At 34.3% G+C, this 19957-nt stretch carries 14 protein-coding genes, 1 tRNA gene and 1 pseudogene; 4 read left to right on the plus strand and 12 right to left on the minus strand.

Annotated features, from left to right (window positions below):
* Positions 1 to 475: 475 nt before the first annotated feature.
* Both radA and ACICP1_RS03280 read right to left on the minus strand, forming a co-directional pair.
* Positions 476 to 1819 (minus strand): DNA repair protein RadA, encoded by a 1344-nt coding sequence (gene radA / locus ACICP1_RS03275; protein WP_010404970.1) that lies wholly within the window; start codon positions 1817 to 1819, stop codon positions 476 to 478.
* A gap of 66 nt (positions 1820 to 1885) precedes the next feature.
* Positions 1886 to 3157 (minus strand): MFS transporter, encoded by a 1272-nt coding sequence (locus ACICP1_RS03280; protein WP_064085808.1) that lies wholly within the window; start codon positions 3155 to 3157, stop codon positions 1886 to 1888.
* Between the two features lie 735 nt (positions 3158 to 3892).
* Here ACICP1_RS03280 and topA point away from each other — a divergent pair.
* Positions 3893 to 6343: a type I DNA topoisomerase gene (gene topA / locus ACICP1_RS03285; protein WP_353275641.1), complete on the plus strand. Its 2451-nt coding sequence runs from the start codon at positions 3893 to 3895 to the stop codon at positions 6341 to 6343.
* Positions 6344 to 6528: 185 nt separating this feature from the next.
* Here topA and ACICP1_RS03290 read toward each other — a convergent pair whose 3' ends face one another.
* The 8 genes from ACICP1_RS03290 to ACICP1_RS03325 form a co-directional block, all read right to left on the minus strand.
* Positions 6529 to 7413: a P44/Msp2 family outer membrane protein gene (locus ACICP1_RS03290; RefSeq protein WP_265041562.1), complete on the minus strand. Its 885-nt coding sequence runs from the start codon at positions 7411 to 7413 to the stop codon at positions 6529 to 6531.
* A gap of 100 nt (positions 7414 to 7513) precedes the next feature.
* Positions 7514 to 9532, minus strand: a complete 2019-nt coding sequence (locus ACICP1_RS03295) for a type IV secretory system conjugative DNA transfer family protein (RefSeq protein ID WP_265022799.1) — start codon at positions 9530 to 9532, stop codon at positions 7514 to 7516.
* Positions 9533 to 9562: 30 nt separating this feature from the next.
* Positions 9563 to 10555 (minus strand): P-type DNA transfer ATPase VirB11, encoded by a 993-nt coding sequence (gene virB11 / locus ACICP1_RS03300; protein WP_019236952.1) that lies wholly within the window; start codon positions 10553 to 10555, stop codon positions 9563 to 9565.
* A 1-nt stretch (position 10556) separates the two neighbouring features.
* On the minus strand, positions 10557 to 12068 hold the full coding sequence (locus tag ACICP1_RS03305) for a TrbI/VirB10 family protein (protein ID WP_395461068.1): 1512 nt from the start codon (positions 12066 to 12068) through the stop codon (positions 10557 to 10559).
* A 16-nt stretch (positions 12069 to 12084) separates the two neighbouring features.
* The gene (virB9, locus tag ACICP1_RS03310; RefSeq protein WP_254230093.1) at positions 12085 to 12876 is read right to left on the minus strand and encodes a P-type conjugative transfer protein VirB9; all 792 of its coding nucleotides are present in this window, start codon (positions 12874 to 12876) and stop codon (positions 12085 to 12087) included.
* Complete coding sequence (locus ACICP1_RS03315; protein ID WP_007302609.1) at positions 12863 to 13543, minus strand: virB8 family protein; 681 nt, start codon at positions 13541 to 13543, stop codon at positions 12863 to 12865. Before ACICP1_RS03315 ends, virB9 begins: the two co-directional genes overlap by 14 nt.
* Before the next feature lie 72 nt (positions 13544 to 13615).
* On the minus strand, positions 13616 to 14701 hold the full coding sequence (locus ACICP1_RS03320; RefSeq protein WP_353281027.1) for a GTP cyclohydrolase II: 1086 nt from the start codon (positions 14699 to 14701) through the stop codon (positions 13616 to 13618).
* Positions 14702 to 14721: 20 nt separating this feature from the next.
* A tRNA-Leu gene (locus tag ACICP1_RS03325) sits at positions 14722 to 14809 on the minus strand.
* A 190-nt stretch (positions 14810 to 14999) separates the two neighbouring features.
* Between ACICP1_RS03325 and ACICP1_RS03330 the strand changes: the two genes are divergently transcribed.
* On the plus strand, positions 15000 to 16235 hold the full coding sequence (locus tag ACICP1_RS03330) for a metallophosphoesterase family protein (protein WP_264682674.1): 1236 nt from the start codon (positions 15000 to 15002) through the stop codon (positions 16233 to 16235).
* Between the two features lie 15 nt (positions 16236 to 16250).
* Positions 16251 to 16591, plus strand: a pseudogene (locus ACICP1_RS03335) (transposase); the annotation flags it as partial.
* Positions 16592 to 16746: 155 nt separating this feature from the next.
* Here ACICP1_RS03335 and dcd read toward each other — a convergent pair.
* A complete protein-coding gene (gene dcd, locus ACICP1_RS03340; protein WP_006012513.1) occupies positions 16747 to 17304 on the minus strand; it encodes a dCTP deaminase in 558 nt (185 codons plus the stop codon).
* Between the two features lie 71 nt (positions 17305 to 17375).
* Positions 17376 to 18833, minus strand: a complete 1458-nt coding sequence (locus tag ACICP1_RS03345) for a TrkH family potassium uptake protein (protein WP_395461069.1) — start codon at positions 18831 to 18833, stop codon at positions 17376 to 17378.
* 124 nt (positions 18834 to 18957) lie between these two features.
* Between ACICP1_RS03345 and ACICP1_RS03350 the strand changes: the two genes are divergently transcribed.
* On the plus strand, positions 18958 to 19926 hold the full coding sequence (locus ACICP1_RS03350) for a hypothetical protein (RefSeq protein WP_395461070.1): 969 nt from the start codon (positions 18958 to 18960) through the stop codon (positions 19924 to 19926).
* Positions 19927 to 19957 lie beyond the last annotated feature (31 nt).

Below are 19957 nucleotides of genomic sequence, written 5' to 3' on the forward strand. Positions count from 1 at the left end.
ACAAATTAGTGAGAAATTAGCAGCTAGCGCAAAAAGTCTCTATGATGAGAGCGAAAAATTATTGCTTATAGCAGAGGAAATACACAATCAAGATTTAATGTATCTTTAATCACAAAAAAGAAGATATTCTACATCTTCTTTTTTTTATGCGATAATTAGCTACTTGTTTTCGTATTCGTCCAGACAAGGTAGTTATGAGTAAAAACAGCAAATGGTCAGTGCGTGAAACTGGAATCCAGCTAAACACTTTACAATGTTTTTGATGACGAAAAGACTGGATGCCAGTGTCTGGGCACTGGCATGACAACGGAGGACAATTTGAATGACACCCATATTTCAAGCAGGTATGATAGTGTCATTCCAGCGCGTGACGCTGGAATCCAGAAAAAAAGAAGCCAGTGTCAGCTACTTGAATGACATTATGGAAGCTGGGATGACATCCTTCTCACAAGCAAAATGTTCATGCAGATAATATTTAATTGTGATTGAAGATCTCTTTTAACTCTTTTATATGACCAAGCTTAATTATCTCAATATCATGAGAAGAATAATTGCCATTTTTAGGCATAATCGCTTTTTTAAACCCTAATTTTTGTGCTTCCCTTAGCCTGAGATCAGCATGCGAAACATTTCTAATTTCTCCTGAAAGTGCAACTTCACCGCAGATTATTGAAGAAGTTGGTAGCGGTAAATTTACTAAACTTGAAATAAGGGAAGCAGCAACAGCAAGATCAGCTGATGGTTCCTGTATTTTGAGTCCTCCTGCAATGTTTAGGTATACTTCTTTATCATGCAAAAACATTTTACAACGAGCACTTAGAACCGCGATTATCATAGCTAATCTATTAATATCCCAACCAACTACTGCTCTTCTTGGAGTTGCCATATTAGTCCTTGCTATTAATGCTTGCACTTCCATTAAGATTGGTCTTGAGCCTTCAACTCCTGCAAATACGGCGCTGCCAACTACTTCTCTATCATGTACGGTCAAGAATAATGATGATGGATTATCAACAGGCATGAGTCCTGCTTTAGACATCTCAAAAACACCAATTTCATTTGCAGGGCCAAATCTATTTTTAATAGTACGTAAAATGCGATATTGATTACTATTTTCACCCTCAAAATATAGTACTGTATCTACCATATGCTCCAGGGTTTTAGGTCCCGCTATTTGTCCATCTTTCGTTATATGGCCAACTATTAAGAGAGAAACACCATATTGCTTTGCAAGAACAGTCAATTCATGAGCGCAGGTACGGACTTGAGTTACAGTTCCTGGTGCTGATGTGACTTTGCTATCATACATAGTTTGTATAGAATCAATTATCAAGAACTTAATACTTTTATTTTTCCTTATTGTTGCTACTACATCAGTTAAAGACACTGTAGATAAAAGCTTAATTTTAGGTTCATTTATCTTAAGACGCTTTGCTCTGAGGCTCACTTGCTCTAAAGATTCCTCGCCAGATACATAAAGACATTCAAAAGAGGAAAGTTGTACAACATTAGCTGCAATCCTAAGCAAAAGAGTAGATTTTCCAATTCCAGGTTCACCACCAATTAAAATGCTAGCACCTTGAACGATACCTCCACCAAAAACTCTATCTAACTCTTCTATTCCTGTTAAAAAACGATCGGGGGTAATAATTTCACTATCTGATAACGCTTTTATTGAAATTGGTGCAGATGTACTTCTCGTTTCTGTTTTTAGTACTATTTCTTCGACAACCGTATCCCAACTGTCACATGCAATACACCTTCCTACCCACCTTCCAGTGCTATGACCGCAGAATTGACATACGTATGCAGTTTTCATAAAAGCCAAAATTATAATTGTAATAAAAATTAGCTAAATAAGTGAAATAAATTTAAATAGAGAAAATTACCAATCACACTTTTTATCTTGTGGTTTTATTTGCAATATTGCTACTAAGCTGACTAATAAGCAAAAAATTACATAAAGCCCAGCAGCAAAGTCTATTTTAGGAAACATTATAGTAAACCAAGTGCATATCATAGGAGTAAATCCACCATGCAGGGCATAAGAAATGTTACGTGATAAACTCACACCACTAAATCTAACATTAGTAGGAAAAAGCTCAGCAGTAACTATCCCTATAGGATTAATACCCCTCTCGATTATAGAAAGAGCCATCACACTCAACATAATTATTAGGTAGCTTTTATAGTAATATGCAATAGATAACATAGGACAACATATTACCATTGTTATCACTATAAATAAGATTGCAGTGCGTTCTCTTCCTGTTTTATCAGCTAAAATTCCAAGCACTATTGAAGATATCGGCATTAATATACTGGTTATAATGAGTACAACTTCGTTGACATACGTTGTTACATAAGTTTCAACAGACACTATTTCTTTTGCAATTGTTCTAAGAAATATGGTAAATCCAACAGCAACATTAACAGGTACAGATATTAAAATGGCAAGTATCAGGGCTCTTTTATAGCGTTTTGTAAGCTCTATTATTGGTACATTAGGTAAATTTCTTTGTTCTCGATTTTTTTCATACACTGGAGTTTCTCCTAGTGTATATATACTATATGCGCTTATTAATCCTAAAATGGCTGAAAAAATAAACGGCAGCCTCCAACCCCAAGCGTTAAAATCAGTGGTTTTTTTACAAATGATCACTGCAACCACAGAGAGCAATATGCCAATAGAGCGACCAAAACTTATTATTCCAAAAAACATTCCTAGTTTTTTCTTATTAGGTAAATGCTCTATGAGATAAACAGAGCTACCTCCTTGCTCAGCGCCAAGTGCAACCCCTTGTATCAGATGGATTGTAAGAAGCAACATAGTAGAGGTTATTCCTATTTTACTATAACTTGGAATAAACGCAACGAGACTAGAAGGAATCGATATTAGCAAGATAGCAATCGTTAACGCCATTCTCCTTCCATACCTATCACCAATGTGACCAAATACAGATGCACCAAGTGGTCTTACCATTGCACCCAGTCCTGCAATTCCAAACAATTGCAATATGCTGTAGTAGATATCTTTTGCATAACAAAATTCTCTACTAATTATATTAACCAGATCAATAAAGAGCATATGGTCATACCATATTGCGATTCTACAGAGTATTGTTGCAATCAATACTCTTGTTTGTTGATTGTACACTTAGTTTAATTTGTAAATGTCTACTTATTTTTATTTTGGCTGCTTTTTAGAACTTTGCAACTCAAGCGTATGGCTTATATGTAAATATTATTAAAATTGGAACTTGCATAACCAGCCAGTCTGGGATCAAATAAAAAAATCTGGTCATCCGCTGGAATGACATGGTGGAATGTCCTTCTTGTCATTCCAGTACTCCTTTTCTTGTCATCCCAGTGCTCCGACACTGGGATCCATTTTTCCATCATCAGAAACGTTGATTACTTTTATACTCGTAAATTTAACTGGATCCCAGTGTCGGAGCACTGGGATGACACCTCTCTTCAATTACTTTAGCTACAAATATCAAGAAATTTACCAAGTAGAAAAAAGACAAAAGAAACCCCCTATTAGCTAGCTCTAATCCTGAAAATTGGCCTGTCTTAAACAGCCCGTTTCAGCTTATATGGTTAAAAAACTGGAAGTTTTGTAAAGAAATAAGATGCACATAGTGCAAAAAATTAAAAATAAGACGACAACTGCGTTATGCTTTTGTCGTTTAATCTCCACAGACGAAGATAAATAGTATAGCGTTATCCTTATGGTAAGGGAGTTGGGAAAATTTGTAAAGTAGGCTCTTTCATTAGGTTTTTTGCTAACATTAAAACAATTCACTTAAAAAACTGAGAAGACCATTAAAATATTTTTTTACTTTTTATTCTATATATTTCAACATATTACCTTTAAGTACTAATAATTATGGCATTATTGATAGTTGAGTCGCCGGCAAAGGCAAAGACGATAGGTAAATATTTGAGTAAAGAATTCAAAGTGGCTGCATCCTTTGGCCACGTCAGAGATCTGCCAGCGAAGAATGGTTCTGTTGATCCTGATAATGACTTTGCCATGAAGTATGAGATTATTGAAAAAGCAGAAAAGTATGTAAAAGAGTTAGTCAAGGAAGCTAGTAAAACATCAGATATATACCTTGCAACAGATCCAGACAGAGAAGGGGAAGCAATAGCTTGGAATGTGATAGAGGCACTAAAGGAAAGAAAAGCAATCAATGATGAAAGCAACATTCATAGAGTAGTCTTTAACGAAATAACAAAAAGAGCAGTGCAAGAAGCTATAAAAAATCCACGTGAAATTAATATGGACTTAGTGCGTGCACAGCAAGCACGCAGAGCTTTGGATTATCTAGTTGGATTTAGCTTGTCACCGCTGCTGTGGACAAAATTGTCGGGAAGCAAATCTGCAGGGCGAGTGCAGTCTGTTGCATTAAAGCTTATATGCGAACGAGAGGATGAAATCAGTAAGTTTATAACACAGGAGTATTGGAGCATAAAGGCAGAAATGCAAAATAGCAAAGATGAGGCTTTTTTTGCTATGCTAAGCCACTATGACAATAAAAAGCTAGAAAAATTTGATATTAAGAATGAAGAAGAGGCAAAGAACTTAGTCAGGGAGATCGAGTCAAGGCAGTATGCTGTAAGCACAGTAGAACGCAAGCAAGTTAAGAGAAACCCGCTTCCTCCATTTATCACCTCAAGTCTTCAGCAAGATGCAGTGAATAAACTGTATTTTAATGTGAAAAATGTTATGCGAGTAGCGCAAAATTTATATGAAGGTATCAATATTGGTGGTGAAACCGTAGGGTTGATAACTTACATGCGTACAGATGGGTTTCATATTGCAGATGAGGCTATAAACTCAATCAGGGGATCAATTAAGTCATTATATGGTGATAAATATTTACCGCATTCTCCTCGTAAATATGTAAAAAAGGTCAAAAATGCTCAAGAAGCACATGAAGCAATCCGGCCAACTGATATTAATAGAACACCGGGTAGTATTAAGGATTACTTAACGCCAGAGCAATTTAAATTGTACGATTTAATCTGGAAAAGAACCATTGCAAGTCAAATGGAATCGGCGATTCTTGATCAAGTGGTAGTTGAAATTAGTTCTATTGACCAGAAAGTGATTCTGCGAGCAAGTGGATCAAGTATATTCTTTGATGGTTTTTATAAAGTCTATCAAGATAACATAGAAGCCGAAAATGAAGGCCTGCTACCTGCCATGAAGGAAGAGGAAGCGTGCAAGTTGATTTCTGTTGATCCGAAACAGCATTTTACTCAACCGCCACCTCGTTATAGTGAAGCGAGTATAGTAAAAAAAATGGAAGAAGTCGGTATAGGTCGCCCATCAACTTATGCAACAATTATTTCGGTATTACAAGATCGTGAATATGTTTCATTGGATAACAAAAGATTTATTCCAAGCAGCCGCGGTAAGATCGTGACTATATTTTTGGAAACTTTTTTTCAGCGTTGTGTAGAGTATGACTTTACAGCACAAATGGAAGAAAGGCTTGATTCAATCTCAAATGGACATGCAGATTGGAAAAAAGAACTAGGCTATTTTTGGGTGCCATTTTTTAATCATGTAAATTCTGTTAAGCAAATGACACATGATGAGATTTTTAGTGGTATTCATGATTTGGTAGTCAATTGGTTTTGCTCAGAGGAAGGAAAGGAAGAAATAGGTAAAAAATGTCCTAATTGCTCTGGTGGTATATTGAAATTAAATTTTGGAAAAGCCGGTGTGTTTCTTGGATGTTCTAACTATCCTGCATGCAATCATACAAAAGAAATTACGGGCAGTAATGACAATTCAGAATATCCAAAAAGTTTGGGTATAGATGATGTGACAGGCCAAGAGATAATGATCAAAAAAGGTCCTTTTGGACTTTATCTGGAGTTTAATAGTGAGTCAGAAAAGAAAAAAAAGATTTCTGTACCAAAAGATATAAATGTTAATGATATTGATCTAAATACCGCCACTCGATTACTTTCCCTGCCGAAAATAATCGGAGAACACCCAGAAACTGGAAAGGAAGTAAAAATAGGTCTTGGACGATTTGGGTACTATATTCTCTATGATGGTCGATACTTTTCTCTTAAAAAAAGCTCTAAGGAGGTATTAGACACACAATTAAACGAAGCTATACAAATTATTGAGAGCAGCCCACGCAAAGAGCTAAAATCTCTTGGTTTTAATGAAAAGGGAAAAGAAGTTTTTATCTGCAACGGTAGGTACGGATTCTATATAAAATGCGGTAAAACAAACGTTGCTTTGGGCAAGAATGCAGATATTGAAAGTATAGATCTGAAGAAGGCTTTAGAGTTAATTAAGAATAAAAAGTAGACTTCTTGCATAACCATTCTTTATATGTTCTTTATTGTTGTTCCAGCGCTACACGCTGGAACTGAGAAAAAAAGAGCCTGAATTACAAGAAAGAAAATATTCAGATAACGAGAAAGTTGTCATCTGGTTAGCAGCTACAGTCGTGTGACGCAGACGTGCTAACAGGAAAATAGTCTCTATCAGAGTTAAGCTTTGCTGGCAAAATGAAAAGTAAGACCAGCTTCTATACCGTGTGTGTGAAACACTTGATTGCCTATACTGATACTTTCTTTGTGTAACTTCTGGTCCGATGGTTTTTGATTTTTATTCAATTCTAATATCTTTTTTCCATCTGAGTTTACCTGTTGCTTTGCTTTCATTTCTCCTAACACCTCTGCTTCAAAATCAACATTACTACCAAGAACACCAAAACCTCTATATCCGATGTGCATATTTACATCTTCGTTTATACGATAATCAAAGCCAGCTTTCAATTGACCTGCAGGTCTTATTGACGATTTTTCAAACATCGTCATTCTTGTTCCACCAACTCCAATACCAACATAAGGAGAAAAAGAAAAACTATCACTTTTCCAATAATGATAAACATTTGCCATTACAGATGCGTTTTCTACTTGGTCATGATTAATTACAGTTTTATACATATAAGTTTTTTTATTAGTACTCTCACCAACGTCTTTTAGATACGAAACAGTTACTTGATTACTTGATAAACCAATATTATCTACTTTTACAGAAGAGTACATCCCTTCCAATTCAGCTCTATAGCTATTATTGCCTAGTTCTCCTGTGTAACCAAACGTTACATTTGCAGCAAAAGGTGGGTTATAATCTCCTTTATACTTACTTATTAACTGACCTTCTGTTCTCTGAGCGTCTATGTCATTTATAGATACACGGTTATCATCTGTAGCATCTTTGCCTCCAATTTTTGCTTTCAACTTACCCAAGTTCAAATATTGACCGTAATATCCACCACCAAAGTAAAATCCTTCCGTTTCACTTGCAAAAGATTGTTGTGACAACAATAAAGCAAGTGCTGTAACTGCTAATGTTTTTTTACTCATCATGACTATTCCTCTAGTTAAAATAGCTAATCTAGTACTAATTAATTAAAAATGATTTAATATGAAAAAACTAATTATTTTCTAAGCTAAAAAATAGGTAAAATTAACCTCTATCCTCGATTTTATTGCCGTCTAGTTTGTCCTCATCTTCAAATTCATCATCATCGTCAAATTCATCCTTACTGTCTTCATCATCAAACCCATCATCGTCTTCCTCATCATCAAACCCATCACCACCTTCAAACTTATCATCAATATCCTCGTCTTCAAATCCATCTTCAATCTCTGGCTCATCGTATATTGCATCTTCAGTTTTAGCTTCAACAGGATAATCAGCAGCTTCAATAGCATTACTCTCTTCTTCATTACTAATCTTATCTTTGTTAGCAGCAGAAAAGACCTTGTTTGGATCATATGGCTCTTGTGTAGGCACACGTGTTGGTTTAATCAGCCTTCTTGTGAATGTGCTATCACTATAGTACAAAATTTTCTTTGACTTAATTGGATAAGTCGATTCTATCAAAATTATCTGATCATCACGTGGCAGCATAATAATTTCTTGAGGTAAGAGCAATGCTCTCTGTGTTTCAGAGATATGCAATGATCTTGATGCAGGATTCAAGTCTAAAAATTTAGGTTTGTTTAATGATTCTTGTTGTACAGTTTTGTTTCCTATAAGCTGAGATATCAAATTAGCCGTTTCAATATTATTGGCTGCAAAAGTTATTCTATAGGTTGAGTTTGATAAAAAGGAGTTCATTCCTGCTTCTTCATATATTCCTTTAAGCTGTTCAGTATCTTGAACAATTAAAAATAACCTTACTCGATAGCCACGAAAGTATGCGATGCCCGTTTGAAATTGCTCCATTTTTCCAAGTGTTGGAAACTCATCCATTAAAAATAATACGCCGTAAGGCTCGTCATCCGATGGCAATTTTCTACATAAAAACTCAGTTGCCTGTTGGTAAAAAACCTGCATTAAAGGCCTGAGCCTAGTTAAGTTATCAGGAGTTAAACCAACATAAACTGTAGTTTTCTTCTTTTTAAAATCCAAAATATTAAAATCACTTGATGCAGTTGCAGTATCGATCAATGGGTTTGCCCACAATTCAAGCGACGAGTTCATAGTTGACACAACACCTGATCTTTCTTTGTCAGCCTTTTGCAAAAAAGCTGCAATGTTCATATACGCTACCGGATGTATTATTTTACCCATTGTGTCCAAAACTACAGCAAGATTGTAAACTACGTCATCGCTACGCATCGTACGCACAACCTCACCAAAAGATTTAACTTTCTCTGGTGCAGCAAGTAAATATAGTACCACCCCAACAAATAAGCTTCTTGCTTCGTTTTGCCAAAAATCTTGTTCAGGCATGATTAGGTTAGCTATTTTTTGCACATCGTCAACCATCTGTCCAGGTTTTTCACTAATCCATTCCAGTGGATTATAACAATGGCTTACCCCATCTGGCTGCGCTGGGTTCCATACATATACTTTTTGTCCTTGTCGCTCTCGCCAACCACTTGTTATTTCATAGTTTTCTAATTTTATATCATGCACAATTACCGAATCATTCCAAAATAACAAATTAGGAATTACAAAACCAACACCTTTACCAGAGCCTGTAGGTGCAAAGAGCAATGCATGCTGAAACCCATCAGCAATAAAATATCCTCTCTTATCTTTACCAAGCAATAGACCTTTTTTGCTTCTTAATCCCGCTTTTCGTATGTCTTTCTCTGATGCCCACTGTGAATCTCCATGAAGTGATTCTTTCTTTTTAAATGGCCGCCACTCAATTAGTCTTTCTCTCACATTCCACAAAATAATCATCAAAACAATTTGAGGCAGTACAGAAGATACAACTAATTTAATTTTGAGCTCAAAGCTATATAGCTCTGGATGATGCCAACAATATTGTATATGATCAAAAATTGTCGGCCAGAGAGCTTGAGGAAAAGGTGTCAAGCTAGGATTAATTGCTCTAAAATCTACACCATCTGGACCGTCAACAAACAGGTAGAATAATATACCAGACAAATAGAAGCAAAATTCAAATATGCTAAAAGATACTACACCTCCTATGAGAATATTGCGTAGGTGATTTCCATTACTCATAAACTACTTTTTCTTAACTTACGTATAAATTTAAGTATTTTCATTTGAAGATCTAGTAAATAATATCTCAGAAATGCTTCTTTTGCCTCCACTGGTTCTTTTTAGCTGAATAACAATATCAATTACATTTCTAATGTATGGTATGATCTGATCTGGGGGAATTCCAAGATTTGCTTGCATAACCATAAGTTTTATTTGCTCAAGAGCCATTGCCGGACTATCCGCATGAAGAGTTGATATTGACCCTGGGTGGCCAGTGTTTATTGCTCTAAGAAAACTAAAAGCTTCTGCTCCACGCAGCTCACCAACTATTATTCTGTCTGGTCTTAAACGTAAACATGCCTCTATCAAATCTTGAGTGGTCACTTTTGCCCTGCCTTGCCCTCCTTTAGAAGCAATTAAATGGACTTTATTGGGATGATCATTCAAAACTATCTCTCTTGCATCTTCAACAGTAATAATTCTTTCTTCAGATGGAATAGCACGCAAAGTAGCATTAGTAAAAGTGGTTTTACCAGTGGAAGTTCCACCACTAATTATGATATTTTTCTTACTTATTACAGCATATTCTAAAAACTCTTTTATTTTTTTTTGTTTCAGTAGCAAATCTAGGTGACGATCTACTGGATTATCGGTCACTCCTATAACAGTTTCAGAAAAAGCCCCCATTTTTTCATAATCATCCAATGCCAATTGCATAGAAGAAGGTTTACGAATTGAAATGACTACTTTATCAGGCTCACATGCTGGAGGAAACACTATCTGTATACGATAACCATTTGGTAATGTAGCTGAAAGCAGCGGTGTCTCTTCGCTCAGTTTTTGTTCTGTAGCTTGAGCAATCAACCTGCTAAGAGATTTTAAATGATTAAGATCAAATATTTCTAACTTTTCGCATCTTATTTCACCGCGATTTTCAATCCATACTTCCTTCGGTTTATTTATTGATATTTCATTTACACCTTCCTCTTGAAATATCCCTTGTAATGGCTCCAAGTATGTATCAAGTGCAGCATAGTTCATTTCAGTTATTTAATATTGACTGTGGAGGAAATACTATATCTTGGTTAACAAATACTTTCAATGCAGTTCCTTGATTAACATAAATAGTTGGTTTTTTATCTACACTCCTATCAACTATATCTCGCATGTCTTTGGAAAAATCATTGATTGACTTCCCAATTGCTTCATCATAAACAGATTTGCTTCTTTTCTGAGTTTGCCTCAACAGTTGACGTACATCGTCTAAAGTTATACCGATATTGTCACTAGTAATTGTATCAACTCCACTAGCTCCAGAACTTTTTATCACACTTACTATTTCTTCCTTTATTATTCTCAGCAAATCCTGATCACTTTTAGCATTTCGAATTTTTTCAATAGCCCTAATACCCAATTTCCATTTTTCGTCTCCTACCTTCCCAACTTCAGTTTTTATAGAATTCTCCAATCTCTCAACAATAGCCCCTTTGAGAGAAGAAATATCTATTTCAGTTGCAGTAATAGACTTCACTGCATCCATGGCAGTTAGCGCATCGATAAGATTAGAGGCTTTTTGTCCTACAACAGCTGAACCAATCGAAACACCAGCAAGTGCCACTGAAGAGAATAATGCACTTGATATTTTATTATCAACTATTCCAGCTATCCCTGCCCTTCCAAGCTCATCGGTACCAGATGATGCAATAGCAACATCTATACCATGAGGAAGAATGATCCTATTCCAATTTATGTTCACGCGGGCTTTTGCAACATTTGAGTCGAATGAATAACCACCTATTAACCTTGAACCTTTTGGTATTAAAATTGTATCACCAGTTTCTGCATAAACGTCTCTACTAACAACAGCACGGAGCATTCCTTGTAAGTCAGAACTTATTGCAGTTTCAAGAATAGCGTCAATAACCTTACCTTGAATAATCATTAAACCAAGCTTTCCAGCTTTGGTAGCTTTGCTCGATTGTGCTGAGGTATTGGATAAAACAGCATCTGTAGCTTTACCTTCCCCACTACTACCTGAAATTGCTAACATTTGTGCACTACGTCTGTCTCTAGGATAACCGCCACCCCCTATTGTAGGAAATGAAGTAGGCAAATTGCTAATAACATTACCAGAAGGAAAATTTTGCTTTGGTAAAACAGGTATATTTGACAAGGGAATTTCTTTTAGTTGCTCTTCTTTTTTTGTCACTTCCTCTTTTTTGATTTGTTTTACTTCTGGTATGACTTGTGGAATAGGAAGAGGAGGTAAGGGTGGCAAGAGATCAGTTACTACTCTTTCGGAAACTATTGCATTATCTGGAACTTGTTCTAACTTTCCTTTCAATTCTTGAATGTTTTGCTTTGTTTCCTCTTTTTTAACAATCTCTGGACCCTCTTTATTAGAAGGACTAAAATAAAGATAGTACACTCCACCAACTAAGAGCGCTACCATAACTATCATCAATGCCTTATAACCTTGATTAGAGCCAACTGTTACTACCTTGCTTTCTATCTCTGATTCATCTTCTACACTATTATGCCTTTCTTTACTCATATTGTATGTACCACAACTAAAGTGACCTATTTATAACTTCAACTTCACTACCTTCATAACGCATTAATAGCTTTTTATGTACTCCTTTTATTACAACATAATCATCAAATAACAGCCTTTTACAGGATTCGCCTTCTATAAAAATCTGAGGAATTTTATTACTATTTCTAAACTTTAAATAGGTTAAATAACCATCATCGAATAACTCAATTGGAACTATATCTACGTTACCACCTTCATCAATATATGTATAGTTGTACCTCGTATTATTTTCTTGTATTATTTTTTCTGGCTTTTCTGTAATGTATTGCATTTGAGTAGGTAAAGAAACCTCATCTAAATCAACATCAAATTCATCTTCTTCTTGAGGATAATAAAAACGTATTACGTAAGATATATCCTTTTCAACGGAATAATCATGATCCACTTTTTTAGCATCAGCATCTGGGTATTTATCGTAATTTGGTCTTGAAATTAGATCAAAAATGTAATTTCTCTTTTTAGTTGTCGTAATAATCATGTTAGTGCGACTACTGACTTCAAATGGCATGACAAGCAGTTTATTATCATAAGGATTAATTTTCCAACTTGATGCATCACCAACAGCAATATTTTTGACTTTTTCCCCTTCTGCAAACTCAATATAAGAATAGTAACCTTGACTAAAAATTACTGTAAACACCTCATTAGGGCTATATACAAAAGTCTTTATTCTACTATCTACAGAAATAGGTTTATTATTAATAGATGCATTTAAGTTGCCACTTATTAGTAAAGCTAAAACTAACAATATCCTACACATATTCATCATCTACTCTATATGAAATAACTTGAAACCCTAACGGGTTAATATATCTTTGCTGATCATTCATTTCAAGCGATGCATATTTATACGACATCACAACTATCTTATTTTTCCTTGAGGAATTTCCATCTTTTCGTGTAAATTCTATAGAAAATCTCACTTGAAGAGCATCATTACCTAATTTTTGAATTGAACGAATTTTCAACTCACCTTTAGCATCTGAATATAAATTAAAAAGGTCATTCATATTCTGCGATTTTATATAATTGCTAAATTCACTATATACACTAGGCGAAGAAAACAACCTTACTTTTGTATAATAATTATAATTATAATTATATGGGTCAAAAACCTCCCTTGCTTTTATATACTCTGAAATAAAATAATCGTTCAGCGTTTCATTTGCAGAATATTGTTTTACTGTAACAGGATCAACCAATTGCACTATGCCTGACTTTTTATCAATTTCTATAACGAATGGCTCAATAGTGCTACTTGTGCTAATTTTAAATATAGCTAATATGCTTATAGAAATTGCAACTAGTAATATTAATGTAAATAAAAGTAAAGTATTTCTCTGAGCAACAACTGTGCTATAGCGACTTGAATTCCAATTTATATCCTTATCCAATGACTCATTACTTTTTTCTTGTTTTAAAAATTTCAGCATCTCAATATTCTTAAAAATCTTAACTTATATTAATTAACATAGCAAGCTAACAAAGTAGTTATAACAAAAAAGCTAATAAACCCTTAATCCATGGCCTAACTTGCCAAATTTTGTTTCCATATATGAATCATTATATTCATTGCGTTCCATAATAAGTGGTATACACTTTGTAACTTCTATACCGTTATTTTTCAACTCTGATAACTTTCTACCATTGTTTGTAAGTAATTGTATTTTGTTAATGTTCAATTTCTTAAGTATTTTAGCTGCAACAGCAAAGCTCCTTTCATCATCTTCAAAACCCAATACTCTATTTGCATCAACAGTATCAAGATTATATTTTCTTTGCATACTGTATGCTCTTAACTTATTAGTTAAACCAATGCCTCTCCCATCTTGCATCAAGTATAATATAATGCCATTCCCAAAGTCGGTCATTATTTGAATCGCTTGATGTAACTGGCTTCTGCAATCACATGATAAGCTGTCTAATAAGTCTCCTGTATAGCATGAAGAATGGATTCTCACTAATGGCTCATTATCTTTATCTGAATTGCCAATTATAATTGCATAATGTTCTCTTCCGCCACTTTTGGTTCTATAAGATATGATATCTACTTCTTGAGTCTGTTTTAAAAATAATGATGTTTTGCACACTTCATACACACTATGATTTTGTTGAAAATCATTCACAAGTAACGTATTTAGTGCAATAATGTCATTTTCTTCACACCAATTTCGCATTTCATGTTTATTCTCAAAAGTCATATCAGCCACTAACGCGTATGGCAATAATTCTGAGAACTTAAGCAAGGCAACAGCATACGCATCTATTGTCTTTGAGCATTGCAACTCTTTTATCCAATCTTCCTTTGAACAGTTTATTAAATGGAGCAGTTCATCAAAATTGCTTATCAACAGACGTTTGCTACTATGTTCTTTACTCTGACATATGTATTTTACCTTACTTGCAGTCAAAGTAACATACACATTACCTGATATAAGCTTATATTGACTAAATAAATTTTTTTCTAAAGTTTCAGCAGCAGCAAGCAATAGATAGTTATTTTCATCATCATATATTAAAATTGGAAGACCACGCCTGACTTCACTGATGGCCCTTTCTACTTTATTTCTACTTTGATTTCCTATAAACATTTCACCTACACCAAACAACTTGGTGCGGTCGAGAAGACTTGAACTTCCAAGGCTTTGTGAGCCACAGCGACCTCAACGCTGCGTGTCTACCAATTCCACCACGACCGCACTTTATTCTAGTTTCTATATAATTACTTTAAATTACTTAATCATTTTAGGATTTTTCATCTAAAGTGTCAATCTGATACTAGGATAATTTAGGAAATGCCTGTATAATTTAACTATGAATTTTATGGTTACAAACTTTAATCATTTAAGATAATCTTACTACTAATTCTTAATTTAGGTCTTTATACAAATGAAAATAGCTAATATCTTCATTTTTTTAATTCTATCTCTTACAATTAGCTTTTACCCCACTCATGCACAAATATTGTACACATGGTCTCAAATCATTCCAGAAAATAAATTAAGCATACGTGCGATTATAGACAATAACATGTGTCCCATTGCTTACGTCGATAATAAGGCAGTAGAAATGCTAAGTCGCAGCTCAATTAACAATACCGAAACAGTTTGTGAACTGATAGTAGAAACAAATGCTCAAAACATTAGTATTGACAATATAAAAGTTCCCGTATTAGCGGAAAAGATCAGCAAAATTGCCTTCATTGGCGATACAGGATGTAGAATAAATATGTTATTTCAGCAAGAATGTAATTCTGTAGATAACTGGCCTTTGAAAAAAAATTTAGATTCAATCGCTTTTCATAAACCAGATTTAATTATCCATGTTGGTGATTATCATTATAGACAAACAAAATGTAGAAACACAAAAAAGTGCAGCGATATTTATGGATATAGCAAAGAAGCTTGGTACGCTGATTGGTTTGAGCCTGCAAAAGATATTTTAACACAATCTCCTTTTCTTTTTGTTCGTGGAAATCATGAGAGTTGTAATAGAGCTTATGAAGGATGGTTCAGATATTTAGATTCATACCCCTTTTTCCCTCAAAAATGTGAAGATCTTATTTCCAGTTGGTTCTTAGATGCTGGGCCGATGAAGTTTTTTATCTTCGACTCTTCATCCGGTGAGGAAATTTTTACAACCCAAAGCACAGTTGATGCTTTTGAGAGGCAGTTTGATAAATTGATACAAGATAAGCCCACGTGGTTTTTGACTCATAAACCACTTTGGAGATCTCCAAAAAAAGAATTTTTGACATTAAAAAGCCATGGTAATCTTACACAAATTGAAGCTTTTGGAGATAAATTTCCAAGCAATGTTACTACCATAGTTTCTGGCCACATTCATATAGCCCAGATTTTATTAATGGATAATGTTCCAGATCAGATTATAGTTGGAAACGGCGGTGCATTATTACACGCTCAAGATCAAGAACCTGTTTATCAAAACGTAGAATTTAACTATCCAAATAGTAGAAATTACTTAGCACACGAAGTTAGAAACTTTTTCGGCTTTGGCTTTGCAATATTAGGTTTAGACGATCACAAATTTACTTTCTATAACCAAGATAATAAGGAAATGTATTCTGCAAACCTAACGAAAGACTTTAAACTTAAAACAAATTAAAATTAGGACTATTTAAGGACGCAGAAAAAACGTGCTGAGCTTAAAAAACTCATAGCAACAAAAAACACTGAAATTCTTGTATATATCGACTAATCTGGAATTGATAACACAAAAGTCAGCGTATTAGTATGATTGCAGCTTTGAATAAGGGAAAAATTATGGCGCCTATGATTTTTGAAGGCTACTGCGATACAGACGTTTTTAATAGCTAGTTCAAACTTTTTGCTGGGTGATTTTGGATAATGCAACTTTTCATAGAAAATAAGTGAATTTATTAAAAGTGTCAGTGCTGAAGTTATATATCTGCCTCCATATTCTCCTGATTTTAATCAAATCATTGGTTTGTTATAAAAAATTGAGCCAGAAAGAATATCCAGCTATTCGAACTATTAGAAAAAGAGCTATATATAAGCATGTTTTAGCACAGACATTATTTTTGTAACTAGGCAAATGCAATCAGTGTTAGCGGCTTGAAAGGATATCAATTAATAAAGAAATGCATCTAAAGTAATCACTTAACTAACGGCAAAGTGATACCATGTTGATTCATATATTTTCCTTTCATATCATCATATGATTTCTCGCATTCACTTTCGCCGCTTAAAAACACAAATTGGCATGCGCCTTCATTAGCGTAAATTTTTGCAGGAAGTGGAGTGGTGTTCGAGAATTCAAGTGTGACGTGACCTTCCCATCCAGGTTCTAAGGGAGTAACGTTTACTATAATACCACACCTTGCATAAGTTGACTTACCAACACAAATTACCAGTACATTCCTTGGTATACGAAAATACTCCACTGTGCTGGCAAGTACAAAACTATTTGGTGGAATTATACATACATCTGTTTCCTTATCTATGAAACTATTCTCAGAAAAATTCTTTGGGTCTACAATAGCTGAATTAACATTAGTAAAAATCTTAAACTTATTACTAACTCTTGCATCATAGCCATAAGATGATAATCCGAAAGATACAACACCCTTACTGCTTTTATGATTCACAAAAGGCTCTATCATTCTAGAGTTTTCAGCCTTTTCCCTTATCCATTTATCTGGCATAACTGCCATAATTGTCCTTTAAAGTTTTGTAATACTTATAATAATATGTAATAGAATTTAAATGTAAACCTGAATTAGCGTTACACTCTGGAATGGCAAAGTTTCCAGTATAAACTACCTATACAAAAATAAATTGGCAATATTTCAAGCCTGCCAAGCAGCATCAAAAACGATAGAAATAGCTTTACTCCACCACTAAAGGAGGAATAATTACCTGAAGGACCTATTAGGTTACTAAATCCTGGGCCAGAATTTGTAAGCATTGCAGAAACAGAGCTGATGCTAGTTATAAAGTCCGTATTGCTCAAGTAAGACATCACTATTGATGATATAGCGAACGTTAACATGTAAATCGCAAAAAACGTAAAGACAGATTGAACTTCATCATTCTCCAGTATTTTACCATTGAGTTTTACTCTATCGCTTTCACTTGGATTTAATAAAGAGCTAAAGTAATTCCTTATAGATTTTAGAAAAATGACTAAACGGAAGATTTTGATTCCACCACTAGCAGAACCACCACATCCACCAATAAAGGCTAAAAAGAAAGCTAAGACTGAAATAAAGCTCCAATTCAAGTAGTTGCACATTACATAGCCAGTTGATGTGATAAAGGAGGTAATGGTGAATGTGCTGTACCTAAATGATAAAAATACTCCTAAGTCAAAATTTTTATATAACCAAAAACAAGCAAGCAAAGATGAGATAACAACTATCTTAATAAAGTAAGAGACCTGTTCATCATAACAAACGTCTAATCGTCTTATAATTTTTAAATAGCTCAGAAAAGGTAAAGAGCCTAAAATCATAAAGATAATTGTTATGACCTCCAATATAGGGTTATTGTAGTAGCCTATAGAATCGTTATAGTTAGCAAATCCACCAGTTGATACAGCGGACATTCCGTGACATACTGCGTCAAATAATGGCATGCCAGCTAGATAGTAGGAAAATATGCACAATAAAATTAGGCAGTAATATATTTCTGCAATATGTATTACTACGCTTCGCGTATGTGGTAACTTTCTTTTAAGAGCATCTGAGTACTCAGAATAGAGTAAATTATTTAAGCTCAAAACCTTAAATATGGGAAAAATTGCAATTCCTACTGTAATTACTCCAAAACCACCTATACCGTGCAGCATTGCTCTCCACAGTAGTATCCCCGGAGATTGTTGCTCGATGTAACTTAGAACAGTTGCTCCTGTGGTTGTAATCCCAGATACTGCTTCAAACAGTGCATCAATGTAGCTTAAACTATCAAGATAAAATGGAATAGCTGCAAATAGAGATAATGCAATCCAGGTACAACTGGTAATCGCAAAAATTGCCGGCATTCCATGTACCCTATTTAGTTTACCCAGTAGAATAAAAATCGCACTAAATGTGCAGGTAACTATAAATCCAACCAGAAAATTTTTCCATTCGTAACCTAGATAATTATTAGTAATAGCAGGAATAAGCATTGCTACGCCAAACAACAATAGAAAAATTCCCACAATAAACGCAATTGAACGTAAAACTTGCAGACTTTCCATAGACAGTACTGTGAAAGCTATATGTTATTAAAACTTCAACCGCTTTGCTAATTTTTTCTCTTGACTTGATTATAAATACGTATAATTATAGCGCTAAATTTGCCATAAGAGATAGAGGTAAGGTATGTTATTAACTGACAGACAAAAAAACATTCGAGATTCATTAATTAGTGAAGCTATACAAGGCAACTTTGAGAATATAAAAAATAATTACGATAGCGATATACAAGAAGTTTTGAAAAGCGAATTACCTAGTAATATACAAAAAGAGTTTAAAGACGATCTACCTAACCCTTGTACCACTTCACAGTTGATTATATTCAAAAAAAATCAAAAGGAAATTAATCAATGTATACAGAAAATGGAGCAAAAAATTGAGAGTATTTCGTGTGATATAGCTATGCAAGAAGCGAAAGGAAATGATGATTCGCATATGCAAAAAGTGAAAAACTTAAAGAGAACAAGTGATCTTCACCATAAATTACGTCAAGCAATAGATTATTTAGATGTTAAAAAAGTTAAAGCAGTATTAGAAGATTGTGATACAAATCTAGCAATGATTTTAAATAGACCTATACATTCACAGAGCAAAACTACCTTTTTACTTTATCCTCTGCAAGTTGGTCTTAATAAACGATATATAGGTGATGGTAAAAGATTGAAACAAGAAGATCTGAGAAATATAAAAGAAATTACTAAACTTCTTTGGGATAAAGCTTCTCCTGATATTCGCAATTTCTGGTTTAAATTCCATCAAGATCAACAAGAAGAAAATACAAAAGACACAAAAGCAACCTTTGAAGCTCATTTGAAAAAAGCTCCTCCTGATATTCGTGATTTGTGGCTTAAATATCAAAGAGTGCCTGAAAATCAAGATGCAGCTGTAATAAAACTTCTTAAAGGTGAGCAACAACGACATGCCAAGATAGGTAGTGAGAAGTGGCTTGAAGATTTCATTCAAGAAGTTAAAGATTACAGAGAACAAAAAAGCATAGAAGAAAACCTTGAAATAGCTACAGAGAAACCTACAACAAAATCTGTTCTACAAGACGCACAACTTTCTCAAATAAATAGAACTTGTTGTATTTTGTAGTAAATAAGTTCTTAGGAAATCTAAGTATGAT

The organism is Wolbachia endosymbiont (group B) of Ablattaria laevigata (assembly GCF_964277395.1).
Lineage (GTDB): Bacteria > Pseudomonadota > Alphaproteobacteria > Rickettsiales > Anaplasmataceae > Wolbachia.